Consider the following 26071-nt stretch of genomic DNA (forward strand, 5'->3'; position numbering starts at 1 on the left):
CCCGGTACCTTATCGGGAGCGCGCGACACGGCAGTCGTGCTGCCGACAGGCCCGGCGAGACCGGCTCGCGTAGACTCCCGACCCTGTGAGAGTCCTCGTCACCGGCGGAGCCGGGTTCATCGGGTCGGAGTACGTGCGTGAGCTGCTGCGCGGCACGCTGCCGGCCGCCGCGCCCGCCGCGGTCACCGTGCTCGACAAGCTCACCTACTCGGGCAATCTGGCCAATCTCGACCCGGTGCGCGAGGACGCCCGCCTCCGGTTCGTCGAGGGTGACATCTGCGACGCCGCGCTCGTCGACGACGTGGTGCCCGGCCACGACGTGATCGTGCACTTCGCGGCCGAGTCGCACGTCGACCGCTCGATCGAGGGCGCCGCGCCGTTCGTGACCACCAACGTGTTGGGCACCCAGACGCTGCTCGACGCGGCGCTCAAGCACGGCACCGGACGGTTCGTGCACGTGAGCACCGACGAGGTGTACGGCTCGATCGCGCACGGCTCGTGGACCGAAGACTGGCCGCTCGCGCCCAACTCGCCGTACTCGGCCTCCAAGGCCGGCTCCGACCTGCTCGCGCTCGCCTACTTCCGCACCCACGGGCTCGACGTGGTGGTCACCCGCTGCTCCAACAACTACGGGCACTACCAGTACCCGGAGAAGGTGATCCCGCTCTTCGTCACCAACCTGCTCGACGGCGGCACGGTGCCGCTCTACGGCGACGGCGGCAACGTGCGCGACTGGCTGCACGTGCACGACCACTGCCGGGGCATCGCGCTGGTGCAGGACAAGGGGCGGCCGGGCGAGGTCTACCACATCGGCGGCGGCACCGAGCTCACCAACCGCGAGCTCACCGAGCGCCTGATCGCCGCGTGCGGCGCGACCTGGGAGTCGGTGCGGCCGGTCCCCGACCGCAAGGGCCACGACCGCCGCTACAGCCTCGACATCACCAAGATCAGTCAGGAGCTGGGGTACGCGCCGACGGTCGACCTCGCGCGCGGCCTGGCCGAGACGGTCACCTGGTACCGGGAGAACCGCGCCTGGTGGGAGCCCCTCAAGGGATGACACGCATCCTCGTCACCGGTGCGGGCGGGATGCTCGGGCAGGACCTGCTCGACGTCCTCAAGGGTCAGCCCAGCCTCAAGGGCCGGCCCGACCTCGACGTGACCGCGCTCGCCCGCGCGGACCTCGACGTGACGGACGAGGCCGCGGTCCGCGCCGCCGTCGCCGGCCACGACGTGGTACTCAACGCGGCGGCCTGGACCGACGTCGACGGCGCCGAGGAGCGCGAGGCCGAGGCCACCGCTGTCAACGGCGCCGGCGTGGCCCACCTGGCCCGCGCGGCGCGCGCGACCGGCGCCCGCCTGGTGCACGTCTCCACCGACTACGTATTCCGCGGCGACGCCACCACGCCCTACGCCGAGGACGCGCCCACCGACCCGATCAACGCCTACGGCCGGAGCAAGCTCGCCGGCGAGCGGGCGGTGCTGGCGGCCGGCGGGTACGTGGTGCGGACCGCGTGGCTGTACGGCGCGCACGGGCGCAACTTCGTCACCACCATGCTGCGGCTGGCCGGCGAACGGGAGACCGTCGACGTGGTCGACGACCAGCGCGGCCAGCCGACCTGGTCGTGGGCGCTCGCCGAGCGGCTGGTCGACCTCGCGCTCGCGGACGCGCCGCCCGGCGTCTACCACGGCACGGCCAGCGGCGAGACCACCTGGTACGGCCTGGCCCGCGCCGCCTTCGCCCGCGCCGGGCACGACCCCGACCGGGTCCGCCCGACGACCAGCGACCGCTTCGTGCGGCCCGCGCCCCGCCCCTCGTACAGCGTGCTGGGCCACGATCGGTGGGCCGAGGCCGGCATGACACCCATGACAGACTGGGAGACGATGCTGTCCGCCTACCTCGGGAGCCCCCGTGCCTGACCTGCCCCGGGTGAGTGCCGTGGTGCTCGCGTGGCGCACGGAGCCGCTGCTGCGGCGCTGCGTCGAGGCGCTGCTCGCGTCCGTCAAGGTCGACGTCGAGGTCGTGCTCGTCGACAACGGCTGCACGAATCCCGACTTCGAGTACCTGTCGAGCCTCCCCGGCGTCGTCGTGGCCGGCTCGGGGGAAAACGCCGGTTTCTCCGCCGGCTGCAACGCGGGCGTGGCCGCCTCCACCGGCGAGTACGTGGCCCTGGTCAACGGCGACGCGATCGTCGAGCCCACCGCCCTGGCCCGCCTCGTCGACGTGCTGGCCGACGAGAGCGTCGGGATCGCCGCCGGCGCCGTACGCCTTGCCGACGAGCCCGAGCTGCTCAACTCCCGCGGCAACGAGATCCACGTGCTCGGCGTCAGCTGGGTGGGCGGCTTCCGCGAGCGCGAGACCCGTAGCGAGCCGACCGAGACGGCCGGCGCGATGGGCGCCTTCGTGGTCACCCGCCGCGCACACTGGGACCGCCTGGGCGGCTTCGACGACCACTATTTCGCGTACGTCGAGGACGCCGAGATCTCGCTGCGCACCTGGCGGCTCGGCCTGCGCGTGCTCAACGTCCCGGACGCGGTCGCGCTGCACGGATACGAGTTCAGCAAGGTCAGCTTCAAGTTCTACCTGATCGAGCGCAACCGCCTGATGTTCGTGACCACCGTCTGGGGCGGCCGCGCCCTGGCGCTGCTGGCCCCACCGCTGCTGGCGCTGGAGCTCGTCATGATCCTGCTGGCCGCCAAGGAGGGCTGGCTGAAGGACAAGCTCCGCGGCTACGGCTGGCTGTGGCGCCACCGCCGCCACCTACGCGCCCGCCGCCGCGCCCTCCAGGCCGAACGCGTCGTCCCCGACCGCGAGTGGACCCGCGTCCTGACCGACCGCTTCGACACCCCGCTCATCAACCCGCCGGGCGTCGGCCTCCTGAACGCCCTGATGACCCGCTACTGGCGGCTCGTCGGCCGCTGGATCTGACCCCTCCCGCTCCGCGCCGGCTCCCTGTCTAGAGCGACAGTTCCCAAGCGGATACACCCCGGTCCGCGTCACCTGAGGACCGTATGCCGCGGGCACCGCGGCGGCCGGCGGCTCGCGAGCGAGCCGAAACCCCCGGCCCCCGCTGCCACCTCCGCGCGACAAGCCCAACTCCCCGGCAACCCGTCGAGCGCGCCATGATCGTTAGCCCAAAATCCGCAGTCCCACCGGCGTGTCACACAGCTGGAGGGCTAACGATCATGGTGCCGCCCAAAAGCCTCTTCGAAGAAGTGGGACGAGCAGTCCCGGTCGAGGGCAACAAGCTCTCAATCGTAGCCACACCAGCCATGGGCGATCGTGGCCGCCCACAGTGGACAGATGACGCGGCATTTGTCGCACCCACGGCAGTCGCCCTGTTGATCAGGGGGTTGGTGGAGTGACGCACCGGGCGACACGCCCACCAAGTCCCTGATCAACACCGAGCCACCACCCCTCCACGCACGAACCAGCCGCAGGGCGGCCCTGTCCGGAGCCCGAGGCCCCGCCGGGAGGCGCGCTAACCGCAACCAAAAGCCGAGCCGCGTCCATCCACGAAGACCAAGAGGATAAGGGCTTGGGACCGCGGACCCGGCAGCGGACGGCCGGGGTTTCGACGAGCGCCGGCGAGGAGCCGGCCGGGAGCGGTCTCCGGCGGGAGCGGCGGTCCGCCGCTGACGCGGCCCGGGACAGAATGTGGTTCCGGCCCAGGCTGACACCGCCTGGGCCGGAAGCCGATGCGGCCTAGCTGGCGTAGGTCTCGAACTCCGCGACGCGTGGGGCGCCGCCGGAGCTGGTGATGCGGAAGGTGATCTTCGTCAGCGACGTCGCGGCGAAGGTGATGGTGCCGGCGCCGCTGCCGGAGGTCAGGACGGCGCCGGTGTCGTGGTTGACGAGCTGCCAGGAGCCGATGCTGCCGCTGGTGCCGGACGGTTCGCGGATGACGGCGCGGGAGACGCGGGTGGCCGAGCCCCACTTGATCGAGATGTCGCCGGTCGCGCCGGCCGGGGACCAGTAGGTGGTCAGGCTGCCGTCGCGGACGTTGCCGTAGCTCGTGCCGCTCGCCTTGCTGGAGCCGTCCGAGCCGGCGCCGATGCTGAGGTTGGTGCCGCTCGGCTGGGTCGGTGCGGGCGTGGTGGGCGCCGGCGTCGTCGGGTTCGGGCCGGCGGTGGTGGGCGGCGGCGTGGTCGGGTTCTGCGGCACGCAGTTGCCGTTGGAGACCTGGAGGCCCTTGTTGGCGCCAGCGGTCTGGCTGACCACGTTCGGCACGCAGCTGGCACCGTCGAGCGTGTACGCGTACGGGATGCTGACGCTGGTGTTCGACTGGACGTTGGGGCCGGCCGGGTTGGTGTCGTCGCCGGGGGCCGACCAGGTCACGTTGTCGAAGACGTTGCCGCTCACCTGCCAGTAGCCGGCCGCGTCGGTGTAGAACGTGCCGAGCACGTCCTTGGAGTTCCGGAAGTAGTTGTTGTCCACCTTGGCGCGTGCGCCGGCGCGCGAGTTGATGCCCGACTCGCGGAGGCTCACGTAGTGGTTGTTGTAGATGTGGGCGATGCCGCCGCGCAGCAGGGGCGTGCGGGAGTCGATGTTCTCGTACAGGTTGTGGTGGAACGTGACGAACCCGTTCGAGGTGTCGCTCTCGCTCGACCCGATGAGGCCGCCGCGGCCGGAGTTGCGCAGGATGCTGTACGAGAGCGTCACGTACTGGGTGTTGTCCTTCATGTCGAAGAGGCCGTCGAAGCCCTCCGCCTCACCGCCGGACGCCTCCAGCGTGACGTGGTCGACCCAGATGTTGCGGACCGTGCTCTCCATGCCGATGGCGTCGCCGCCGTTGGAGAGGGGCGAGCCGGACTTCTTGACGTTCCGGACGGTCACGTTCTGGATGATGATGTTGCTGGAGTCACGGATGTGGATGCCCAACTGGTCGAAGACGGCTCCGCCACCGACCCCGATGATGGTGATGTTGCTGATCTCCTTGAGCTCGATCTTGTCGGCGGCGGTGTTGCAGCTGTCGCCCGACACCTTGGTGGTGTTGCCGTGGTTGATCGTGCCCTCGACCTGGATGACGATCGGGGTGCTGCTGCTGGCCCGGTTGCACAGGGCGGTGTGGATGGCGGTGCCGGTGGTGGCCCGCACCGTCTGGCCGCCCGCGCCGCCGGTGGTGCCGCCGTTCTGCGTGGCGTAGCCGGTGACGCCGCCGGTCGCCGCCGACGCCTCCGGAATCGCCAGCATCACACCGGTCCCGCCGGCGACCACGGCCGCCGCCCCGAGCGCCGCGAAGAGTCGCAGTCTCACTTTTCCTCGCCTCATCTCTCGCTTGGTCGCCTCCACCGGAGGGATCCGTGAGGCAGGAAAGCGCTTTCCACGGGCGAGCATAGGACGCCGTCTATAGATGTTGCAAGTGTCAACTCGCCGCGGTCACCCCAGGCCCCAGGGAAACGTGGAGCTTTGGGGTGCTGTCCCGCATGCACCGCTCCCGGCCGGCTCGTCGCTGGCGCTCGTCGCACCCCGTCCGTCCACTGCCAGCTCCGCGGGACAAGCCCGAAGGATCGCGCGGCCCACCCGCCGCCGCGCCCCTGACGGAGGGTAACCAGCCCCGAGGGCGGATCTAGGAGAGTTCGGGTTGACATGGCGCCCTAACTCTCCAAGATCTGGCATCGGACGCGGTTCACGCGCGCTGTGGCGGTTACTGGCGGTGATGGCGTGTCTGTTCGGTCTGGTGCCCGTCGCCCCCGGGCAATGGACATCGTGGACAAACGAACCGTGCGTCCCTGGGGTGAGCGGCGGACGAGTGAGTCCGCGGCAGCGGCATGGACCGCGACGGCATCGAGCTTTTCCAGACTGCGGCGAGTTGGAGTTTGCCCGGGTTCGGGTCAGCCGCGGACCGCTGCTCCCGCCGGAGTACGCGCGGGTCGGCGGCTCGCCAGGGCTCGCCGAGATCCCCGACCCGCGCTGCCAGGCCCGCGCCGCAAGCCAGCGGACGGCCGGGGCACTCGGCTCGCCCGCGAGCCGCCGGCCGGGAGCGGCGCCCGCGGGGAAAGCACGCCAGGAAACGCCTCGCCGCGCTCCACGCTTCCCCCGGGGACCCCGGGCATACGGTCCGCAGCGGACGCGAACGAGGGGAAATCTGCCTCGAAGCGGCGCCTACTCCTTGGCGTCGCCTTCGGCCTCGTCGAGGTCGTCGAGGATCTCCAGGTCGTCGGAGCCGGCGGACTGCGGCGGAGCCTTCTTCTCCACCGCCGGCGGCGGCTCGGACGGCGACTCGGTGACCGGCGCGGCCGGCGGCTCCTCGGTCAGCAGCGACGTCAGCGCCACCCCGATGACCCGGCGGAACGTGCGGCCCGTGCGGCTCCGGTCGAGCACCGCCACCTCGAGCTGCTCGGCGCCGAGCGTGCGGGGCTGCCCGCCCTCGCCGCCGACGCTGCCCAGCGCCTTCACCGCCAGGCGCACCGCCTCGCCGAGCGACAGGTCGATCCGGTGGGCCTCCTTGAGCGCGCCGGAGATCGCCTCCGCCTGGCCGCCCATCGCCATCACGCCCGGCTCGTCCTGCACCGAGCCGTCGTACGTGATCCGGTAGATCTCGTCGGACTCCGGCGTCGTGCCCACCTCGGCGACGCAGATCTCCACCTCGTACGCCTTCACCTGCTCGGTGAAGATGGCGCCGAGCGCGTGCGCGTAGGCGTTGGCGATCGCCCGCCCGGTCACGTCACGCCGGTCGTAGCTGTAGCCGTCGAGGTCGGCCTTGCGCACGCCGGCGCGGCGCAGGTTTTCGAACTCGTTGTACCGCCCCACGGCCGCGAACCCGATGCGGTCGTAGATCTCGCTCACCTTGCGCAGCGAGGTCAGGTTTTCCGCGACGAACAGCACCCCGCCCTCGTACGTGAGCACCACGGCGCTGCGACCGCGGGAGATGCCCTTGCGGGCGTGCTCCGAGCGGTCGCGCATGATCTGCTCGGGTGAGGCGTAGAACTGCATTGCCACGTCGGCGGCTCTCCTTCAGACAGACGAGATCGGTGGGGCGGGTATCAGCCGCCGATGTTTTCCATGCGGCGGGCGACGACGGCCTCGGCGATCGCGCCGACCTCCTCGTCGGTGTGGCGGCGGGTGCCCTCGGTGGTCGCGCTCATGACCACCGGGTAGATCTTGCGGGTCAGGTCGGGGCCACCGGTGGCCGTGTCGTCGTCGGCCGCGTCGTAGAGCGCCTCCACGCCCAGCGTCACCGCCTCCTCCACCGACAGGCCCGGCCGGTACCGCTTCTTGAGCGCCGACTTGGCGAACAGCGACCCGGAGCCGATGCCGTCGTACCCGGTCTCCTCGTAGAGGCCGCCCGCGACGTCGAAGCTGAAGATGCGCCCCACCTTGGTCGGGTCGGTGGCGGCCAGGTCGACGCCCGCGAAGATCGGCACGACCGCGAGGCCCTGCATGGCCGCGCCGAGGTTGTTGCGCACCAGCGCGGCGAGGCGGTTGGCCTTGCCGTCGAGCGAGAGCATCGCGCCCTCGATCTTCTCGTAGTGCTCGAGCTCCACCTGGAAGAGCTTGATCAGCTCGATGCCCACGCCGGCCGTGCCGGCCATGCCCACCAGCGAGTACGGGTCGGCCGGGTGCACCTTCTCGATGTCGCGGCTGGCGATGAGGTTGCCCGCCGTGGCGCGCCGGTCGCCGGCCATCACCACGCCGTTGGCGCAGACGATCGACACGACCGTGGTGGCGTGCGGTGCCATGTCCGCGGAGTACCCCGGCGGGAGCGGACGACGCCCGGGCAGGAGCTCAGGCGCGTTCAGACTGAGGAACTGCGTGAAGGAGGACGTCCCCGGGTCCGCGAAGAAGTCTGGTAGACGCCGGGATGGATCAAAACCCGCAGGCACGTGCTTCCCTTCAGATAGGTGATCGCGTTCGCAAGATACGCCACGTCACAGAGTGCGCGAGCGGACGGAGCCGCTCGCACTAAAGAACGCCCAAAGCAGACACTTACCGACTACTGGCCGCCTTTCTGGACGTACCCCCTCACGAACTCCTCCGCGTTCTCTTCCAGCACCGAGTCGATCTCGTCCAGGAGGTCGTCGACGTCCTCCGTGATCTCGGCGTGGCGCTCGGCGACCTCCGGGTTGGCCTCGGGGGCCGGGCCGGCGTCGACGTCCTCCTCGCGGCGGGCCTTGCCGGACTGTGACTGACCGCCTGTGTCACGGGTAGCCATCGGGTCCTCCTCAACATCGCTTGCTGAAAAACTACCTCGCCGGTGCCACGGAAAACCCTCGCCTCACGCGACGTTTCGCCCAGGGCGCAGCGATCACCCGCCGGTGATGGCCTCGAGCAGGTCCTTGGCACTGGCGCAGCGGTCGAAGAGAGCACCGACGTGCTTGCGGGTGCCCCGCTCGGGCTCCATCATCGGCACCCGCACGAGCGACTCGCGCCCCACGTCGAAGATGACCGAGTCCCAGCTGGCGGCGACCACCTCGGACGCGTACTGGGCGAGGCAGCGGCCCCGGAAGTAGGCCCGGGTGTCCTCCGGCGGCTCGACCATCGCCCGGCGGGTCTGCTCGTCTTCGAGGAGCGTCTTCATCGAGCCGCGGGCGACGAGGCGGTGGTAGAGCCCCTTCTCCGGGCGGACGTCCGAGTACTGGAGGTCGACGAGCTGGAGCTTGTGCGAGGCCCAACCGAGCTTTTCCCGCTCGCGGTAGCCCTCCAGCAGCCGCAGCTTGGCCACCCAGTCGAGCTCGTCGGCGCAGAGCATGGGGTCGCGGCCGAGGCGGTCGAGCACGCTCTCCCAGCGGGCGAGCACGTCGGTGGTGGCGGCGTCGGTGTCCTGGCCGTAGCGGTCGTCCACAAAGGACTTGACCCGCTCGAAGTAGGCCCACTGGAGGTCGAGCGCGGTGAGCCGGCGCCCGTCGCGCAGCCGCATGAGGTGGGCCAGCGCCGGGTCGTGGCTGACCGCCTTGAGCTCGGAGACCGGGTCGGCGATGCCGAGGTCGGGCGTGAGCGCCTTCTCCTCGATCATCGTGAGCACCAGCGCGGTGGTGCCCACCTTGAGGTAGGTGGAGATCTCCGACAGGTTGGCGTCGCCGATGATGACGTGCAGGCGCCGGTATTTGTCCGCGTCGGCGTGCGGCTCGTCGCGGGTGTTGATGATCGGGCGCTTGAGCGTCGTCTCCAGCCCGACCTCGACCTCGAAGAAGTCGGCACGCTGGGAGATCTGGAAGCCGGGCTGCGACCCGTCCTGCCCGATCCCGACCCGGCCCGCGCCGCACACGATCTGGCGGGTCACGAAGAACGGCGTCAGGTAGGCCACGATGTCGGCGAACGCCGTCTGGCGGCGCATCAGGTAGTTTTCGTGCGCGCCGTAGCTGGCGCCCTTGTTGTCGGTGTTGTTCTTGTACAGGTGGATGGTGTGCGTGCCCGGGATGGTGGCCGCGCGCCGCGACGCCTCGGCCATCACGCGCTCGCCCGCCTTGTCCCACTTGACCACGTCGAGCGGGTTGGTCACCTCGGGCGTCGAATACTCCGGGTGCGCGTGGTCGACGTAGAGCCGGGCGCCGTTGGTGAGGATGACGTTGGCCAGCCCCAGATCCTCGTCGGCGAGCGCCTCCGCCGGGTCGTACGCGGCCCCCGAGTAGGTGAAGCCGCGCGCGTCGCGCAGCGGCGACTCCTCCTCGTAATCCCACCGAGCCCGCCCACCGCGGGTCAGCTCGGGCCGGGCCCCGTACGCGTTGACCACCTGGGACGAGGTGACCATCGGGTTGGCCCCGGGCTGGCCGGGCACCGAGATACCGTACTCGACCTCGGTCCCCATGATCCGCCGAACACTCATGCCTCGCCTACCTCACTGCCGCCCAGGTGCGTACGCGCCACCCGTCGAGCGTAGTCCGATAGGCACGCTCCGCGCTGCGCCGCACCGGGTGGGGTTGGAACGACTCTCCGGGGCTACGCTCCGGTATCATGACGCGGCCACAGTGGGCGGCGCACGGGCAAACGCATGGCGACCAGGCGAGGAGCGTAGCGGGTGGGTGAGCTGACGGTCACGCGAGCCGTCCCGTCCGAGGAGAAGGAGGCCGTCGTGCCGGCCCCTTCGGCCGAGGAAAAGCCAGCGAAACGGCGCACGAGAAGATGGCGCCGACCCTCCGGACCGTTCGCGTGGGGCGCCCTCGTCGTCCTGGCGGCCACGACCACCGCGATGATCTGGACCTACGCCTCGACCCACCAGATCTTCCCCGACTCGCAGTGGTACCTGATCTACACGTATCAGTACATGGGGTACGACAAGGCGCACGGCGAGCAGATCGTGCTCGACTACATCCGCGACCACGGCACCTTCAAGCCGTACGACTACCTGTGGGCCTCCAAGCCCTTCACGCTCAGCTACCGCCCACGCATACTGCTGCCACTGCTGTCGATCCCGTGGGTGGCGCTCTTCGGCCCCGGCGGCATCGTGGTGGTGCCGGCCATCGCGTTCGTGGTCGCGATGTTCCTGATCTACCGCTTCGCCACCGTGCACGCCTCGGTGCCGGCCTCGGTCGCGGCGAGCGTGCTCGCGGTCATGTCCCCGCTGATCGCCAAGTGGTGCGTCGGCGGCCTGACCGACTCGCTCGCGCTGATGCTCCATACGACGCTGCTGCTGCTACTCCCCTGGCGCAAGCCCGCGACGAAGTGGACCGTGGCCGGCCTGGCGCTGGCCGCGTTCCTGGTGGGCACCGCACGCGTCATCACGCCCTACACGGTGGCCACGGTCGCGGCGGTATGGCTCTGGGCGATGTGGCGCGACCGCGACCGCTGGCGCTCCTGGACCGCCGCCGCCGCCGGCGCCGCGGTTGGCGTGATCGCCGGCGGCATCTGGAGCAAGGAGGTCAGCGCGCCGCTGAGCAGCCGCGACCACTTCTTCAGCATGACCGGCGGCCGCGCCCGCACACTGGGCGAGGCGATGCCCTGGTACCGCGAGGCGGTCCCGACGGCGCTCTCCAAGGAGGCCACGATCGTCCTCTCCAGCTGGCCCCTTGTGCTGCTGCTGGTGCTGTCGATCGTGGCCAGCGTGGTCGCCTGGCGCACCGTGGTGCCGTGGCTCGTGGCCTCCGCCTGGGTCGGCGCCACGGGCATCTTCCTCATCGCGCCGTTCATGACCATGTTCCGGTACGAGCTGCCGATGCTGCCCGCGCTGGTCGTGGCCGTGGCGGTCCTCTTCGACCGGGTCGCGAAGGGCCTGCTGCCCGCCTTCCAGAGACCACCCGCCGCCGAGCCCGCGTCTTCTCCGGGCGCCAGCGGCTGACCATTTGGGTTTTGCCCGCGTCCGCGTCAGCTGTAGGCCGTATGCGCGGGGTCCCCGGGGAAACGTGGAGCGCGGCGGAGCGTTTTCTTGGGGTGTTTTCCCGCGGGCACCGCTCCCGGCCGGCGGCTCGCAGGGCGAGTCGAAACCCCCGGCCGTCCACTGCCGGGTCCGCGGCGCAAGCCCCTCAGGCGGCCGCCCCGATGACAGCCGGTGGTCTTGGTATTTGTGGCCCCTCGACTTCGGAGTTGGAGCCGGGTTGTCCCTTGCTCTGCGGTTTCGGCTTCGCTTGTGGTTGCGGTTACTGCGCCTCCGGCGGGGCCTCGGGCTCCGGCCGGGCCGTCCCCGGCTGGTTCTTTTGTTGGTGGGTGGTTGCGGTGGGAGCCGTGCCGTATGCCGTCGTCCAGGCAAAGCCGAGCAGACCAGCGCCGGGGCCGCCAGCCGCCGTCTGATCCTCACCCTGCTTTGGGGTGTGGCGGCCCCGGCGCTGGTCTGCTCCCCGTGCGGGTGGACGACGGCATACGGCACGGCTCGGGCTACGCCCGCTGGCTGCGGCAAGAGGCAGGGCCGGCCACAGGGGTCATGACCGCTTTCAGCCGACTACTTCCAAGCAGATCTCTCCAGTCCGCGTCAGCGGTAGACCGTATGCTCCCCGCTCGCAAGGTCCGCTCCGGCCATGGGCTATCGGTTACATGGCGTCACCGGCCCGGGATCGGGGGCTTTGAGATCTAGGACGGTTAGGGTTGATATGGCGCCCTAACTCTCCAAGATCTCGAATCTTGTGCCGCGTGCACGGCGACGGCGGTTACTCGCGGCGACGAAACCCCCTTGTTGTTGCGGGATCGCCTATCCGAGAACAGACATCGTGGACAGGGGCGACCGCGGCCCGGCGGCGGATGGGGTGAAGCCGCTGGCTGCGGCGGTCCGGACCTGGATTTCGTTGCGGTTAGTGCGCCTCCGGCTCCGGACGGGGCCGCCTGCCCTTGTTTGACGTTGTTGGTGGGTGGTTGCGGTGGGAGGCGTGCTTCGCACGCTGCTGCGGCTTCGGGGGTTGACCGGGGCCGCGAAACACAAATGACCGGCGGATCGCCGGCCCACCCGCCCGGTCCTTGGGATGTGGCTCAGCATGTGGGCGGCGTCATGATCGTGAGCCCGAAAAGGTCGCGACACGCCGAAGACCACGCCCCTAACGGGCTAACGATCATGCGATGCGGCGCCGCAGCCCCGCATCTCCCACGTGACGGGACCATCGGGTCAGCATGTGGAAGGCGTCGTGATCGTTAGCCCGAAACCCGTGTGACACGCCGGCACGAACGCGGGTTTTGGGCTAACGATCATCAAAACGCGGTGAACACCGAGCCAATCTCCCGAGACGTGGGCTGTGGCAACGATCCGCTGGTCATGCGTGTTCGCGGCCAGGCCATCCCCCTAGCCGCAGCGGTGCGCGAAGCCCGAGGCGCACCAACCCGCAACCACGAACGAGGCTGACGCGGCCGACACGAGAAGGGCCCCGGCAACGCCGGGGCCCTTCTGTGCGAACGGTGCGGGCTACAGGTACTGACCCGTGTTGCTCACGGTGTCGATGGAGCGGCCGGCCTCGGCGCCCTTGCCGCCGGAGACGAGCGTGCGGATGTAGACGATCCGCTCGCCCTTCTTGCCGGAGATGCGGGCCCAGTCGTCCGGGTTGGTGGTGTTGGGCAGGTCTTCGTTTTCGCGGAACTCGTCGACGCAGGCGTCCAGCAGGTGCTGCAAGCGCAGGCCCTTACGGCCCGACGACAGGAACTCCTTGATGGCCATCTTCTTGCCGCGGTCGACGATGTTTTGGATCATGGCGCCGGAGTTGAAGTCCTTGAAGTACAGGACTTCCTTGTCGCCGTTGGCGTAGGTGACCTCGAGGAAGCGGTTTTCCTCGGTCTCGGAGTACATGCGCAGGACGACCGCCTCGATCATCGCGGCGACGGTGGCTTGTGCGTCGCCGCCGTGCTCGGTGAGGTCGTCGGGGTGCAGGGGCAGCCCGGTCAGGATGTACTTCGAGAAGATGTCACGCGCGGCCTCGGCGTCCGGGCGCTCGATCTTGATCTTCACGTCGAGACGGCCGGGGCGCAGGATGGCCGGGTCGATCATGTCTTCGCGGTTGGAGGCGCCGATCACGATGACGTTTTCGAGGCCCTCGACGCCGTCGATCTCGCTGAGCAGCTGCGGCACGATCGTGTTTTCCACGTCGGAGGAGACGCCGGAGCCGCGGGTGCGGAAGACGGAGTCCATCTCGTCGAAGAACACGATGACCGGCGTGCCCTCGTCCGCCTTCTCGCGGGCCCGCTGGAAGACAAGCCGGATGTGCCGCTCGGTCTCGCCGACGTACTTGTTGAGCAGCTCAGGGCCCTTGATGTTGAGGAAGTAGCTGGTGTGCTTTTCCTCGCCACGACCCTCGGCGATCTTCTTGGCCAGCGAGTTGGCGACGGCCTTGGCGATCATGGTCTTGCCGCAGCCGGGCGGGCCGTAGAGCAGGATGCCCTTCGGCGGGCGCAGCTGGTGCTCCCGGAACAGGTCGGAGTGCAGGAACGGCAGCTCGACCGCGTCGCGGATCTGCTCGATCTGGGACTGGAGGCCACCGATGTCCTCGTATCCGACGTCGGGCACCTCCTCCAAGACGAGCTCCTCGACCTCGCTCTTGGGGATCCGCTCGTACGCGTACGCCGAGCGGGGCTCGATCATCAGCGAGTCGCCGGCGCGCAGCGCCGAGCCGATGAGCGTCTCCGCGAGGTGGACGATGCGCTCCTCGTCGGCGTGGGACACCACCAGCGCCCGGTCACCCGGACCGCCGGCGGGGTGCTCCAGCACCTCCTTGAGCATGACCACCTCGCCGACCCGCTCGTAACCGAACGCGTCGACGATGTTGAGCGCGTCGTTGAGCAGGACCTCCTGCCCGCGACGCAGCTCGTCGACGTCGAGTGACGGGGACACCGCCACCCGGAGCTTTCGCCCGCCGGTGAACACGTCGACGGTGCCGTCGTCGTGTTTGGCCAGGAAGACGCCGTAACCGCTCGGCGGCTGCGCCAGGCGGTCGATCTCCTCCTTGAGCGTGACGATCTGGGCTCGGGCCTCTTTGAGAGTGCTCACGAGCCGCTCGTTGTTTTCGGTCAGTCGGGCCAGCTGCGCCTGCGTTGCCGCTAGCCGCTCCTCGAGCTGCCGGACGTGTCGTGGGCTTTCGGTCAGCTTGCGCCGCACCAGAGCGAGTTCCTCTTGAAGGAACGCGACCTGAGTGGAGAGATCGTGGGCCTCCTTCTCCCACCGTGCGGCGCGCGAGTCCGCGTCGTCGCTGCGTGCCACGTCCCACCTCCCCGGGGGGCTTGAACGTACTGCCATAACACTAACCGCTGTTACGGCCAATCGAACCTACGCAACACCCTCGTCACTGACTCTTGATCTGCAATGCGGGGGTGAGCAGCCTGTGTAATGCCCGGAGACCAGCGGCACATTCCTCAAAGTGTCGGGCGTCCCACCATCGAGGCCACGAGCCGGGCAAACTCCTCGAGCCGCGTGATCTGCCCCGCACCGCCGTCGTCGAGCGTCTTGCCGAAGCGGAGCGCGTCGTGGCGTACCGAGTTGGCGTTCTCCTCGGCCGGCGCGGCGGGGTTGGGCACGGCCTCGTCGAGGGAGCTGAGCAGCAGGTACACGTCGATGCTGTCGACCCGGGCCTGCCCGCCGGCAGTGCGGGTGAGCCGCCGGCGGCAGCCCACCTCGGTGACCGTGGAGAGCGGCACGACGCGCAGCGAGGAGGTCATCGAGCCGGGCGGGCCGTCGCCGGGCGCCACGTCCTCGCCGTGCCACAGGATGAGCCGGCTGCCGTCGCAGACCACGACCTCCTGCCAGACACCGTTGACCTCGTTGACGAAGCGTTCGAGTGTGAAGCCGAGCACGGTGGCGCCGCGCAGCACCCCGCCGAGGGCCTCCAGGGCCACATCGGGGTCGCGCAGGTAGGCCCGGGCCGCCGAGTCCAGGTCCTGGTACGGCGACCAGTCGGGAAAGACCGCGGGCAGCTCACCACCTCCGAACGCCGGCCTAGCCACTCGTGTCGGCCTCCTCACCCCGGGCGGGCGCCGGCACGGGCCCGGCGGCGGCCACCGCCCGCGGCGGCACCTCCGGAGCGGCGCCCGAAGCCGCTTTGCGGGCCGCGTACGCCTCGGCGCCCTTGCTGGGCTTGCGGCGGCGCGGCGGGGCTGTCACGCCGGGCGCGAGGCGGCGGGTGGAGACCAGGAACGCGGTGTGCGCGATCATCCGGTGGTCGGGGCGGACGGCCAGCCCGTCGGCGTGCCAGTCGCGCACCAGGCTCTCCCAGGCGCGCGGCTCGGTGAAGCACCCGCGCTCGCGCAGCGCCTCGACCAGCTCGGAGAGCTGGGGCACGGTCGCCACGTACCCGATGAAGACGCCGCCGGGCACGAGGGCCCGCTCGACGAGGTCGAGCGCCTCCCACGGGGTAAGCATGTCCAGGATTATCCGGTCGAAGCCTGTTTCGTCGCATTCAGTGACGTCGCCGACGCGCAGGTGCCACGCGGAGTGCGGGCCGCCGAAGAAGGCCTCGACGTTCTTCCGGGCGATGGCGGCGAAGTCGTCGCGCACCTCCCACGAATGCAGCTCGCCCGCCGTGCCCACCGCGCGCAGCAGCGAGCAGGAGAGCGCGCCTGAGCCGGCGCCGGCCTCCAGGACCTTCGCACCCGGGAAGATGTCGCCCATCGCGACGATCTGTGCCGCGTCCTTGGGGTAGATCACCTGGGCGCCGCGCGGCATCGACAGGACATAGTCGGACAGCAGCGGGCGGAGCGCCAGGTACGCGGTGCCGCCGCTGGATGTCACCACACTTCCATCCGGAAGGCCGATGAGCGCGTCGTGCTCCAGCGCACCCCGGTGGGTGTGGAACGAGCGGCCGGGCTCCAGCACGATCGTGTGCATCCTGCCCTTGGGATCGGTGAGCTGCACCCGGTCACCAGGGCGGAACGGCCCGCGGTGGGCGGGCACGGAGTCGACGTCGTCGGAGAGCGCGGCGGTCACGTGTTCATCTTCCGGTTGGGTTCGAGGAGTTGGGCGAGATCGGCGACGTGGAGGACGCCGACGACATCGTCGCCCGCGGTCACCAGGTACTGCGCGCCGGGGTGTGCCTGGACCGCCTTGATCACCTGCTCGCCGCTGGTGCCGACCGGGATCGTGTGGATGCCGTCGATGCCCCGGGCCACGGTGTCGACCGAGACCCACGGACGGCGCTCGGCCGGCACGGCCGCGGCCGCGGCCCGGTCGACCAGCGCGACGAGCCGCCCGGCGGAGTCGGAGACCCCGAGCGAGGCGCCCGCGCGGCCGGCGTCGGTGCCGCGCCGCTGCGCCTCGGCGAGGGGCGTGCCGGTGGGCACCGCGAACACCGGCCGGGCCAGCCGCGCCACGTCGATCAGCGGGAACCGGCGGCTGATCCGGGCCACCCGGATCGCCTGGCCGGCGCCCTGCCACATCGTGAACGCCACGAGCAGCATGAACACCAGCCCGAACGTGGACAGCACGCCGGCCACGGTGAGCAGCGCGACCGCGGCGGCGGTGGCGATCGCGACCGCGCGCCCCACCCACCCGGCGACCTCGGTGCCCAGGTGGCGGTCGCGGCTGATCGCCCAGACCGCCGCGCGCAGCGCCCGGCCGCCGTCGAGCGGCAGGCCGGGCAGCGAGTTGAACACGGCGACCACGATGTTGCTCACCGCGAGCTGGAACGCGAGCTGGTTGACCAGCGTGCGGTCGGGCAGCGCGAGCGCCGCGACCGTGGCCACCACGCCGAGCACCAGCGACACGGCCGGCCCGGCGAGCGACACGTAGAGGTCGACCTTGGGGCTGGGCGCGTCGCGGTCCATCTCGGTGTAGCCGCCGAGCAGCTCCAGGGTGATGCCGCGCACGCCGATACCGTACCGGCGCGCCGTCAACGCGTGGCCGAGTTCGTGCAGGAGCACCGATCCGAGTAGGCAGACGACGAAACCGAACCCGATCGCGTAACCCGCCGGCTGGGAGAGATCGAGCTCGCGGCGGACGAACTCGCCGTAGATGACCGTGACGAGGACGGCGAGGAGGAGCATCGACGCGTTGAGATACACCGGCACGCCGAGCACCCGCCCCACGGCGAGACCCGGTCGGCGGTCGGACTGATCCTTCCGGGCACGGTCCTGCCGCGCGCGATCCTCCACCCCTCGATGCTACGGGTTGCCGAGCGCGGCGCGGGTGACGTGTCATACCCGTGCCCTAACCTCTTGGCATGACGGTCGCGGAGCTTGGCGAGATCGATTCGCAGGAGCCGGTCTACCCCACCCTCTCCCCCTCGCGCGCGGCCGATTTCAAGACCTGCCCTTTGTTGTACAGGTTTCGCACGATCGACCGGCTGCCCGAGCAGCCGACGCCCGACCAGGCCCGCGGCACGCTGGTGCACGCGGTGCTGGAGCGCCTGTTCGACCTGCCGGCCGCCGAGCGCACCCCGGCCGCGGCCGCCGACCTGATCACTCCACAGTGGGAGCGGCTGGTCGAGGAGGCACCGGCGCTGGCCGAGCTGCTGGTCGCGGACGAGCGGGAGCGGTTCCTCACGTCGGCCGGCGAGTTGCTGGAGGGCTACTTCGCGGTCGAGGACCCGCGGCGGCTCGAGCCGGCCGAGCGGGAGAGCCTGGTCTCCGCGGTGGTCGACGACCGGCTGGTGATCCGGGGCTACGTCGACCGCCTCGACGTCTCCCCCGCCGGCGACCTGCGGGTGGTCGACTACAAGAGCGGCGGCGCGCCGCGCGAGGCGTTCGAGGCGCGGGCGCTGTTCCAGCTCAAGTTCTACGCGCTGGTGCTGTGGCGCACCCGGGGCGTGGTGCCGCGCGTCCTGCGCCTGCTCTACCTGCGCGACCGGGAGATCTGCGACTACGCGCCCGACCCCGAGGAGCTGGTCCGCTTCGAGCGCACGCTGCTGGCGCTCTGGCAGGCGATCGACCGGGCCACCGCCGAGCGCGACTTCCGGCCCAAGCCGAGCCGCCTCTGCGACTGGTGCAGCCATCAGTCGCTCTGCCCGGCCTTCGGCGGCACCCCACCGCCGTTCCCCGAGCCGGGCGACGAGACCGCGGACGCCGCCCTCATCCCCCAGGAGGATGACCGGCTCACCGCGGGCGACGAAGGAGAAGCGTCCCGCAGCGGATAGTTTCGCTGCATGACCCCCGCGGACGCTCCCGCCGCCGGCCGGCCCCTGTGGGGCGGCTGGCGTGAGCGGCTGCGTCCCGACCCGGACGCGCGGCGCGTGCTGCGCAACGACGGCCTGCTCGCGGCCGCGGTCATCGCGGTCGAGCTGATCCTCACCGCGATCGGTCCACCCCAGCCGCGCCAGCTGGGCTGGGCGGCGGTCGTGGTGCTGAGCGTCGCCGGCGCGGCGCCGCTGGTGCTGCGCCGGGTCAGCACGTGGGGCGCCGTCGTCCTGCTGATCGCGGCCGGCGGCGCGTCCGCGATCACCGAGCACCAGACGGTGACCGCGACCGTGGCGATCCTGCTGCTGACCTACACGGTCGCCGCCCAGTTCGCCCTTTCCCGGGCCGGCCTGGCGGCCGCGCTGCTGTGGGGTCCGGTGCTGGTGATCAACTTCTTCACACCCGCCCACCTGCGCCCCGACGGCATGTCGCTCGGCTACATCGTGTTCCTCAACGTGCTGATCGCCATGGTCTGCTTCTTCTTCGGCCGCACCGTGCACGCTCGCCGCACGTCCACGCACGCGCTGGAGGAACGCGCCCGCGCCGCCGAGCAGAACCAGCGGGCGCTGGCCGAGCAGGCCGTCGGCGACGAGCGCCGCCGGATCGCGCGCGAGCTGCACGACATGGTCGCCCACCACGTCAGCGTGATGGGGGTACTGGCCACCGGCGCCCGCCGCGTGCTCAAGCGCGACCCGGACTCGGCCGACGAGGCGCTCGCCACGATCGAGGACACCAGCCGCGCCACGCTCCGCGAGATGCGCCGCCTGCTCGACGTCCTCCGCACCGACGCCGAGCCGGCCGCCGAGCTCTCCCCGCAGCCCGGCCTCGCCGGCATCGAGGCGCTGGTCGAGCAGGTACGCGAGGCGGGGCTGCCGGTCGCGCTCCGGGTCGACGGCACACCCGGCCCGCTCGACCACGGCGTGGCCCTCGCCATCTACCGGATCGTGCAGGAGGCGCTCACCAACGCGCTCAAGCACGCCGGCAACGCCACCGCGCACGTGCGGCTCAGCTTCGGCGTGTACTGGCTGATCGTCGAGGTCTTCGACACCGGCCGCGGCCCCGTGCCCGGCTCCGACCAGGCCGTCGGGCACGGGCTCGTCGGCATGCGCGAGCGGGTCGCGCTGTACGGCGGGACGCTGCGCACGGGCCCCCGGCCCGGCGGCGGCTTCCGGGTGTACGCGAAGATCCCCATGGAACAGTAGCGACAGGGGGACCAGGGTGACTTCGGAACGGCCGGTGCGGATCCTGCTCGCCGACGACCAGCCGCTGCTGCGGACGGGCTTTCGCATGGTGCTCGGCGCCGAGGAAGACCTGGACATCGTCGGCGAGGCCGGCGACGGCGCCGAGGCGGTCGACCTGGCCCGCCGGCTGCTGCCCGACGTGGTGCTGATGGACATCCGCATGCCCCGCCTCGACGGGGTGGCGGCCACCCGCGCGATCGTCGACGCCCGCCTGCCGGTGCGGGTCCTCATCCTCACGACCTTCGACCTCGACGAGTACGTGGTGGGCGCGCTGCGGGCCGGCGCGAGCGGCTTCCTCGCCAAGGACGTGCCGGCCGAAGACCTGGTGACCGCGATCCGCACGGTGGCGGCCGGCGAGGCGGTGGTGGCGCCGCGGATCCTCAAGCGGCTGCTCGACCGGTTCGCGGACAGCCTGCCCGACCCCTCCTCCACCCCGCCGAAGGCGCTCGACTCGCTCACCGAACGGGAGCGCGAGGTGCTCGTGCAGGTCGCCCGGGGCCTGTCCAACGCGGAGATCGCCGGCGCGCTGTCGGTCAGCGAGACCACGATCAAGACCCACGTGGGCCACGTGCTGACCAAGCTCGGCCTCCGCGACCGGGTGCAGGCGGTCGTGCTCGCGTACGAGACCGGCCTGGTACGCCCCGGCGCGTAGGGGGACGCGGGCGTACTCCTTCAGGGGGAGGCCGGGCGCGCCGGACACCTCGCCGGGCGTACCCGAAGAGTCTCCGCAAGCACGACGGCGCGGGCCCTTCCGTGACCTAGCGTGAGATCCGTGATGGGCATTCGGGGGAAGGCCTGGCCACAGGCCTTGTGCGCGGGCTCGCTCAGGGGCAACCCTGAGCGAGCATCGGGGACGGCCCGCATCCAAAGGTGGGTTTCGAGTTCCCCCCGCGGGCGGACGATTCCGCGGCTCGCGGCCCTCAACATGGATGCTGCCGGCCGGTCCACGGGTCCGGCCGGACCAGACTTCCTGCGCCCGGCACCACGCCGGGCGCAGATCGATGAGGGGGAAGTGTGACGACGACGGTAGCCCGCGACACGCATGTGGCGGCCCGAGCCACCGACGTGTGGAAGGTGTACGGCTCGGGCGAGGCCCAGGTGGTGGCGCTCCGGGGGGTGACCGCCGAGTTCGAGCGGGGACGCTTCACCGCGATCATGGGCCCGTCCGGGTCCGGCAAGTCCACGCTGATGCACTGCCTGGCGGGCCTCGACTCGGTGACCCGCGGCCAGGTGGCGATCGGCGACACGGTGGTCACCGGCCTCGGTGACGCCGGCCTGACCAAGCTGCGCCGCGACAAGGTGGGCTTCATCTTCCAGCAGTTCAACCTGCTGCCCACCCTGTCGGCGAAGGAAAACATCCTGCTGCCGCTCTCGATCGCGGGGCGCAAGCCCGACCAGGCCTGGTTCGACACCGTGATCGCCACGGTGGGGCTCGGCGACCGGCTCGGCCACCGCCCGTCCCAGCTCTCCGGCGGCCAGCAGCAGCGGGTGGCGTGCGCCCGCGCGCTCGTCTCGCGGCCCGAGGTGGTCTTCGCCGACGAGCCGACCGGTAACCTCGACTCCCGCTCCGGCGCGGAAGTGCTGGCGTTCCTCCAGCGCTCCGTCCGTGAGTACGGGCAGACGATCGTCATGGTGACCCACGACCCGGTCGCCGCGTCGTACGCGGACCGCGTGGTCTTCCTCGCCGACGGCTCGATCGTCTCCGAGCTCTACGAGCCGACGCCCGAGTCCGTCCTCGACACCATGAAGCGCCTCGACGTGCTGACCGGTGAGGCGGCGGCCTGATGCTGCGCGCCACTTTCAAGAGCCTGCTCGCCCGCAAGCTCCGGCTCGTGCTGTCGGGGCTGGCTGTCGTGCTCGGCGTGATGTTCGTGTCGGGGGCATTCGTGCTCACCGACACGCTCGGCCGCTCGTTCGACCAGGTCTTCTCCACGGCGTACTCGCAGACCGACGTCGGCATCACCGCGAAGCCCAAGGTCGACGTCGACGAGTTCGAGGGCGAGGAGGCGGCGGCGCCGTTCCCCGCCTCCACTGTGGACAAGGTGACGGCGGTGCCCGGCGTGGCCAAGGCCACCGGCTCGGTCTCCACCGACGGCGCCCGCCTCATCGGTGAAAACGGCAAGGTGGTCACCTCGTTCGGGCCGCCGCAGCTGGGCGAGAGCTGGAACCCGGACGACGGGCTCATCCAGCTCCGCGAGGGGCGCGGCCCCACCGCCGACAACGAGATCGCCATCAACGCGACGCTCGCCGACGCCGGCAAGGTCACGGTGGGCGACAAGGTCGGCGTGCTGACCCGCGAGCCGCGGCAGGAGTTCACGATCGTCGGCGTCTTCGGCTACAGCGGTGACCGCGACAGCCTCGGCGGCGTGCAGCAGATCGCGTTCACGCCACCGGTGGCGCAAAAGCTGATGCTCGGCGAGACCGGCGTGTGGAACAACATCACCGTCAAGGCCGCCAGCGGCGTCTCGCACGACAAGCTGCGCGACGACATCGCGGCCCAGATCGGCAGCGGCTACGAGGTGAAGACCGGCAAGCAGCTGACCGACGAGGCGTCCGACACCTTCCAGCAGGGGCTGAGCTTCTTCAACAACATCCTGCTCGGCTTCGCCGGCGTGGCGCTGTTCGTCGGCATCTTCCTGATCCTCAACACGTTCTCGATCATCGTGGCGCAGCGGACCCGCGAGCTGGCGCTGATGCGCGCGGTCGGCGCGAGCCGCCGGCAGATGATCGGCTCGGTGCTCACCGAGGCGATCGTCATCGGCATCGTCGCCTCCGTGCTCGGCCTCGGCGCCGGCATCGGGGTGGGCGCGCTGCTGGCGTTCGTCTTCGGCAGCCTGGGCGGCGGGCTGGAGATAGCCTCGATCGGCGTCCCGCCCGCGGCCGTCATCAGCTCGTTCGTGGTCGGCCTGCTGGTGACCGTGGTCGCCGCGGTGCTGCCCGCGCTGCGGGCCTCGCGCATCCCGCCGGTCGCGGCGATGCAGGAGGTCGCCACGCCCGACCGTCCACTCACGAAGGTCACGGTGTGGGGCGCGATCGTCGGCGCCGCCGGCGGCGCGCTGCTCGCGCTCGGCCTGAGCGGCAACGCCGGCGACGGAAATGGGACACTGTGGACGATCCTGGGTGGCGTGCTGGTCACGTTCATCGGCGTGGCGCTCCTGACCCCGCTGGTGAGCAAGCCGGTGGTGAGCCTGCTCGGCCGCATCTTCTCCTGGTCGGTGCCGGGCAAGCTGGGCCGCCTCAACTCCGGCCGCAACCCGCGGCGCACCGCCATCACGGCGGCCGCGCTGATGGTCGGCATCGCGCTGGTCACCGGCGTCACCGTGCTGCTCGGTTCGGCCAAGTCGAGCATCACCAAGCTCGCCGAGGACACCATCCACGCCGACCTGGTCATCTCCGGCGTGCAGAGCGGGCCGCGGCCGCCGAGCTTCGACCCGGCGGTGCTCAACGAGGTCAAGGCCATCCCGGGCGTGCAGGCCGCGACCGGCACCTACGGCGACCTCGGCACGGTCAACGGCAAGAAGGAGTACCTCACCGCGGTCAGCGACATCGGCGCGCTGAAGGACGTCTACCGGGCCGAGCCGACCGCCGGCAGCATCGCCTCGCTCGGCCCCGACCAGATGCTCGTCGACTCCAAGACCGCCACCGACGAGGGCCTGTCGGTCGGGTCGCGGCTCACCGTACAGCTGTCCCGGGGTGAGACGCACACCTACACGCTGTCGGGCATCTACAAGGAGTCCGACCTGTATGGCGGCTTCGTGATGCCGGTACAGGCCACCAAGGACTTCGCGATCCCGCAGCCGACGCAGGGGTACATCCAGCTCAGCCCCGGCGCCACGGTGGCGCAGGTGGAGCCCCAGGTCGACAAGCTGCTCGCGGACAGCCCCGAGGTGTCGGTGGCCGACCGGAGCAAGTTCATCGAGCAGCAGACCAGCGGCTTCGACCAGATCCTCACGATGATCCAGATCCTGCTGGCGCTCGCGATCCTGATCGCGGTGCTCGGCATCGTCAACACCCTCGCCCTGTCGGTGCTCGAGCGGACCCGCGAGCTGGGCCTGCTCCGCGCCATCGGCCTGCGCCGCGCCCAGACGATGCGCATGATCACGGTCGAGGCGGTGGTCATCTCGATGTTCGGCGCGATCCTCGGCATCGTGGTCGGCACCGGCCTCGGCGCCGCGGTGGTCCGCGCCCTCAAGGACGACGGCATCACCGAGCTCGTCCTTCCCTGGTCCCAGATGGGGCTGGCCGTGGTAGTGGCAGCGATCGTAGGAGTGGTCGCCGCGATCCTGCCCGCGATCCGGGCCGCACGCCTCAACGTGCTCGGCGCGATCGCCCACGAATAGCCCAGCGGGGGACAGATGGGGGCGGCTCGGGCGGGCCGCCCCCATCGGGTACCCAGCGGGTCGCCGTGCTCGCTAGCCCGAAAGGGCGTGACTCGCCGGCTGGAGCGGCCGTTTGGGCCAACGATCAATGCGCGTGGCGGTCAGCGGCGGGACCAGGCGGCCGCGCGGATGTCGCGCAGGGCCTGCCGGCGGGTGTCGCCGCGGAGGGTGTCGATGTAGAGCTTGCCGTCCAGATGGTCGGTCTCGTGCTGCAAGGCCCGGGCCAGAAAGCCGCTCCCGCTCACCGTCAGCGGCGTGCCGTACTGGTCGAAGCCCTGCACCGTCGCGGACATGGCGCGCGGCGTCGGAAAGTACAGCTCGGGGATGGACAGGCAGCCCTCCTCCCCCTCCTGGAGCTCCTCGGACAGCTCGATGGTCGGGTTGACCACGTGGCCCACCTGACCGTCCGCGTCGTACACGAACACGCGCGCGCTCACGCCGACCTGCGTGGCCGCGACGCCGGCCCGGCCGGGTGCGCCGAGCAGCGTGTCCATCAGGTCGGTGACCAGTGAGTGCAGCTCGGCGTCGAAGGAGGTGACCGGTTCGGCGGGCGTGCGCAGGACCGCGTCGCCCAGCAGCCGGATGGGCCGCATCGTCATGGCCGCCAGGCTATCTGGTCCCTTACGTCAGCGCCGCCCCAGGAACGCGGTCAGCGCCGCCTCTGGGGCGCGGCGCGCAACGGGGCCGCCCCTGGAGCGCGGCGCGGTCAGCGTCGGCCTTGGAGCGCGGCGCGCAGCGGCGCCGCCTTGGCCTCCGCCTCCGCCACCTCGGCCTCGGGGTCGCTGCCCCAGGTGATGCCGCCGCCGGCCCACAGGTGTACGCGTTCCCCGTCGGCGGCGGCGGTGCGGATGGTCAGGCCCAGGTCTAGGCGGTCGTGGCCGATCCAGCCGAGCGCGCCCATGCTGGGGCCGCGGCCGACCGGTTCCAGGGCGGCGATCTCGGCCAGCGCGGCGCGCTTGGGCGCGCCGGTGACCGAGCCGCCCGGCGCCATCGCGCGCAGCAGGTCGGCCAGGCTCAGGCCGGGGGCGGGTTCGGCGGAGACCACGGACTCGGCCTGCCAGAGGTCGCACCAGCGGCGGATCGCGTACAGCTCGTCGACGCGGACCGAGCCGGTGCGGGCGACGCGGGCCAGGTCGTTGCGTTCGAGGTCGACGATCATCACGTGCTCGGCGCGTTCCTTCGGTGAGGCGAGCAGCTCGCGCCGCCCCGCCGGGGTGGCCGGGCGGGTGCCCTTGATCGGGCGGGTGACGACCCGGCCGCCGGAGACCTCGACGAGCGTCTCGGGCGAGGCGCACCCGATCGCCCAGCGCTGCCCGGTGAGCACGCCGGCGTAGCGGGCGCCGGGCAGGTCGGCCAGGCGCCGCAGCGCGGGCAGGGGGTCGCCGAGGTAGGGGGCGGAGGCGTGGCCGACGACGTTCACCTGGTAGACGTCGCCGCGGGAGATCGCGGCCCGCACCGCCCGGACCGCCTCGGCGTGGGCGGCACGGGTCCAGCTCGGGCGCCACTCCCCCAGCTCCCACGGCCCGCCCTCCGCGGGAACGCCCGAGGAGGCCACGTCGTGAACCACCGCGGAGAGGTCGGGCACCGCCGCGGAAACGTCCGGGGACGCCGCGTCGTAGACCACCGCCGAGAAGTCGCGCACCGCCGCGGAAAGCTCCGGGGAGGCCGCGTCGTAGACCACTGCGACCAGGTCGGGCACCGCCGGGGCGGGGGTGGGTCGGCCGACCGGCGCACCCGCCGCGAACGCACCCGCCGCGGCCGAGACGAAGACCGACGCGCCGGCGGCGGCACCCGGGCGGGGCGACTTGTCGCCGATTTGACGCACATCCCGCACCGGTAGTCCGTGTTGATCGAGGAACGCTTGGAGAAGATGGAAGGGATCGCCACCGCTGTCGATCCGCCACTCGACGCGGCAACGCTCTCTGAACGCGCGGTAACGGGAAGGCTGCGCCCCGCTGACAACGTTGGACTGTGTTGGGAGCGTTCCCAGTACGACCGGTCCGAAGTGC

General features: G+C 71.1%; 20 protein-coding genes. 9 read left to right on the forward strand and 11 right to left on the reverse strand.

Annotated elements, in window-relative coordinates; translation table 11 throughout:
• Positions 1-85 precede the first annotated feature (85 nt).
• Genes rfbB through AC5L36_RS09835 form a run of 3 tightly spaced genes read left to right on the forward strand, consistent with a single transcriptional unit; the run spans position 86 to position 2926 of the window.
• Positions 86-1057, forward strand: coding sequence for a dTDP-glucose 4,6-dehydratase (gene rfbB, locus AC5L36_RS09825; protein WP_441214635.1), 972 nt, complete (start codon positions 86-88; stop codon positions 1055-1057).
• Positions 1054-1917 carry a dTDP-4-dehydrorhamnose reductase gene (rfbD, locus tag AC5L36_RS09830; protein ID WP_441214636.1) on the forward strand — a complete coding sequence of 288 codons (864 nt, stop codon included), beginning with the start codon at positions 1054-1056 and terminating at the stop codon, positions 1915-1917. The genes rfbB and rfbD overlap by 4 nt, the downstream gene beginning before the upstream one ends.
• Positions 1910-2926, forward strand: a complete 1017-nt coding sequence (locus tag AC5L36_RS09835; RefSeq protein WP_441214637.1) for a glycosyltransferase family 2 protein — start codon at positions 1910-1912, stop codon at positions 2924-2926. Before rfbD ends, AC5L36_RS09835 begins: the two co-directional genes overlap by 8 nt.
• 777 nt (positions 2927-3703) lie before the next feature.
• Here AC5L36_RS09835 and AC5L36_RS09840 read toward each other — a convergent pair.
• From AC5L36_RS09840 to dop, 5 genes are all read right to left on the reverse strand, one after another.
• Entirely contained in the window at positions 3704-5269 is a 1566-nt protein-coding gene (locus tag AC5L36_RS09840) for a pectate lyase family protein (RefSeq protein WP_441214638.1), read from the reverse strand.
• An 834-nt stretch (positions 5270-6103) separates the two neighbouring features.
• Entirely contained in the window at positions 6104-6940 is an 837-nt protein-coding gene (gene prcA, locus AC5L36_RS09845; protein WP_441214639.1) for a proteasome subunit alpha, read from the reverse strand.
• Positions 6941-6984: 44 nt separating this feature from the next.
• Entirely contained in the window at positions 6985-7824 is an 840-nt protein-coding gene (gene prcB, locus AC5L36_RS09850; protein WP_441214640.1) for a proteasome subunit beta, read from the reverse strand.
• A gap of 110 nt (positions 7825-7934) precedes the next feature.
• Positions 7935-8153, reverse strand: a complete 219-nt coding sequence (locus AC5L36_RS09855; protein WP_441214641.1) for a ubiquitin-like protein Pup — start codon at positions 8151-8153, stop codon at positions 7935-7937.
• A gap of 93 nt (positions 8154-8246) precedes the next feature.
• Positions 8247-9764: a depupylase/deamidase Dop gene (dop, locus tag AC5L36_RS09860; protein WP_441214642.1), complete on the reverse strand. Its 1518-nt coding sequence runs from the start codon at positions 9762-9764 to the stop codon at positions 8247-8249.
• A 192-nt stretch (positions 9765-9956) separates the two neighbouring features.
• Between dop and AC5L36_RS09865 the strand changes: the two genes are divergently transcribed.
• Positions 9957-11213: a hypothetical protein gene (locus AC5L36_RS09865; RefSeq protein ID WP_441214643.1), complete on the forward strand. Its 1257-nt coding sequence runs from the start codon at positions 9957-9959 to the stop codon at positions 11211-11213.
• A 1545-nt stretch (positions 11214-12758) separates the two neighbouring features.
• On the opposite strand, the gene arc is transcribed toward AC5L36_RS09865, so the two are convergent.
• The 4 genes from arc to AC5L36_RS09885 form a co-directional block, all read right to left on the reverse strand.
• Positions 12759-14540: a proteasome ATPase gene (gene arc, locus AC5L36_RS09870; protein WP_441214644.1), complete on the reverse strand. Its 1782-nt coding sequence runs from the start codon at positions 14538-14540 to the stop codon at positions 12759-12761.
• Positions 14541-14692: 152 nt separating this feature from the next.
• A complete protein-coding gene (locus AC5L36_RS09875) occupies positions 14693-15280 on the reverse strand; it encodes a hypothetical protein (protein ID WP_441214645.1) in 588 nt (195 codons plus the stop codon).
• Positions 15273-16259, reverse strand: a complete 987-nt coding sequence (locus tag AC5L36_RS09880) for a tRNA (adenine-N1)-methyltransferase (protein WP_441214646.1) — start codon at positions 16257-16259, stop codon at positions 15273-15275. Before AC5L36_RS09880 ends, AC5L36_RS09875 begins: the two co-directional genes overlap by 8 nt.
• Positions 16256-17347 (reverse strand): site-2 protease family protein, encoded by a 1092-nt coding sequence (locus AC5L36_RS09885; RefSeq protein WP_441214951.1) that lies wholly within the window; start codon positions 17345-17347, stop codon positions 16256-16258. The genes AC5L36_RS09880 and AC5L36_RS09885 overlap by 4 nt, the downstream gene beginning before the upstream one ends.
• A gap of 143 nt (positions 17348-17490) precedes the next feature.
• Here AC5L36_RS09885 and AC5L36_RS09890 point away from each other — a divergent pair, with 143 nt between their 5' ends.
• The 5 genes from AC5L36_RS09890 to AC5L36_RS09910 all read left to right on the forward strand — a co-directional run bounded on the left by AC5L36_RS09890 (position 17491) and on the right by AC5L36_RS09910 (position 24023).
• The gene (locus tag AC5L36_RS09890; RefSeq protein WP_441214647.1) at positions 17491-18402 is read left to right on the forward strand and encodes a RecB family exonuclease; all 912 of its coding nucleotides are present in this window, start codon (positions 17491-17493) and stop codon (positions 18400-18402) included.
• A gap of 9 nt (positions 18403-18411) precedes the next feature.
• On the forward strand, positions 18412-19644 hold the full coding sequence (locus AC5L36_RS09895; RefSeq protein WP_441214648.1) for a sensor histidine kinase: 1233 nt from the start codon (positions 18412-18414) through the stop codon (positions 19642-19644).
• Positions 19645-19660: 16 nt separating this feature from the next.
• Positions 19661-20335: a response regulator gene (locus AC5L36_RS09900; protein ID WP_441214649.1), complete on the forward strand. Its 675-nt coding sequence runs from the start codon at positions 19661-19663 to the stop codon at positions 20333-20335.
• A 362-nt stretch (positions 20336-20697) separates the two neighbouring features.
• Positions 20698-21468 (forward strand): ABC transporter ATP-binding protein, encoded by a 771-nt coding sequence (locus AC5L36_RS09905; RefSeq protein ID WP_441214650.1) that lies wholly within the window; start codon positions 20698-20700, stop codon positions 21466-21468.
• The gene (locus AC5L36_RS09910; protein ID WP_441214651.1) at positions 21468-24023 is read left to right on the forward strand and encodes an ABC transporter permease; all 2556 of its coding nucleotides are present in this window, start codon (positions 21468-21470) and stop codon (positions 24021-24023) included. The genes AC5L36_RS09905 and AC5L36_RS09910 overlap by 1 nt, the downstream gene beginning before the upstream one ends.
• A gap of 140 nt (positions 24024-24163) precedes the next feature.
• Here the strand turns inward: AC5L36_RS09910 and def are convergent, their stop codons facing one another.
• Together def and AC5L36_RS09920 are read right to left on the reverse strand one after the other, a co-directional pair.
• Positions 24164-24661 carry a peptide deformylase gene (gene def / locus AC5L36_RS09915; RefSeq protein WP_441214652.1) on the reverse strand — a complete coding sequence of 166 codons (498 nt, stop codon included), beginning with the start codon at positions 24659-24661 and terminating at the stop codon, positions 24164-24166.
• A gap of 107 nt (positions 24662-24768) precedes the next feature.
• The gene (locus tag AC5L36_RS09920) at positions 24769-25896 is read right to left on the reverse strand and encodes a chorismate-binding protein (protein WP_441214653.1); all 1128 of its coding nucleotides are present in this window, start codon (positions 25894-25896) and stop codon (positions 24769-24771) included.
• Positions 25897-26071: the final 175 nt, after the last annotated feature.

It is taken from the genome of Phytohabitans sp. LZ39 (genome assembly GCF_059359075.1).

Excerpts from the sequence above, each read along its gene's own strand:
- AC5L36_RS09840 (WP_441214638.1), bottom strand. The coding sequence starts at position 5,269 with ATGAGGCGAGGAAAAGTGAGACTGCGACTCTTCGCGGCGCTCGGGGCG.
- AC5L36_RS09910 (WP_441214651.1), top strand. The coding sequence starts at position 21,468 with ATGCTGCGCGCCACTTTCAAGAGCCTGCTCGCCCGCAAGCTCCGGCTC.
- rfbD (WP_441214636.1), top strand. The coding sequence starts at position 1,054 with ATGACACGCATCCTCGTCACCGGTGCGGGCGGGATGCTCGGGCAGGAC.
- dop (WP_441214642.1), bottom strand. The coding sequence starts at position 9,764 with ATGAGTGTTCGGCGGATCATGGGGACCGAGGTCGAGTACGGTATCTCG.
- def (WP_441214652.1), bottom strand. The coding sequence starts at position 24,661 with ATGACGATGCGGCCCATCCGGCTGCTGGGCGACGCGGTCCTGCGCACG.
- AC5L36_RS09855 (WP_441214641.1), bottom strand. The coding sequence starts at position 8,153 with ATGGCTACCCGTGACACAGGCGGTCAGTCACAGTCCGGCAAGGCCCGC.
- AC5L36_RS09895 (WP_441214648.1), top strand. The coding sequence starts at position 18,412 with ATGACCCCCGCGGACGCTCCCGCCGCCGGCCGGCCCCTGTGGGGCGGC.
- AC5L36_RS09890 (WP_441214647.1), top strand. The coding sequence starts at position 17,491 with ATGACGGTCGCGGAGCTTGGCGAGATCGATTCGCAGGAGCCGGTCTAC.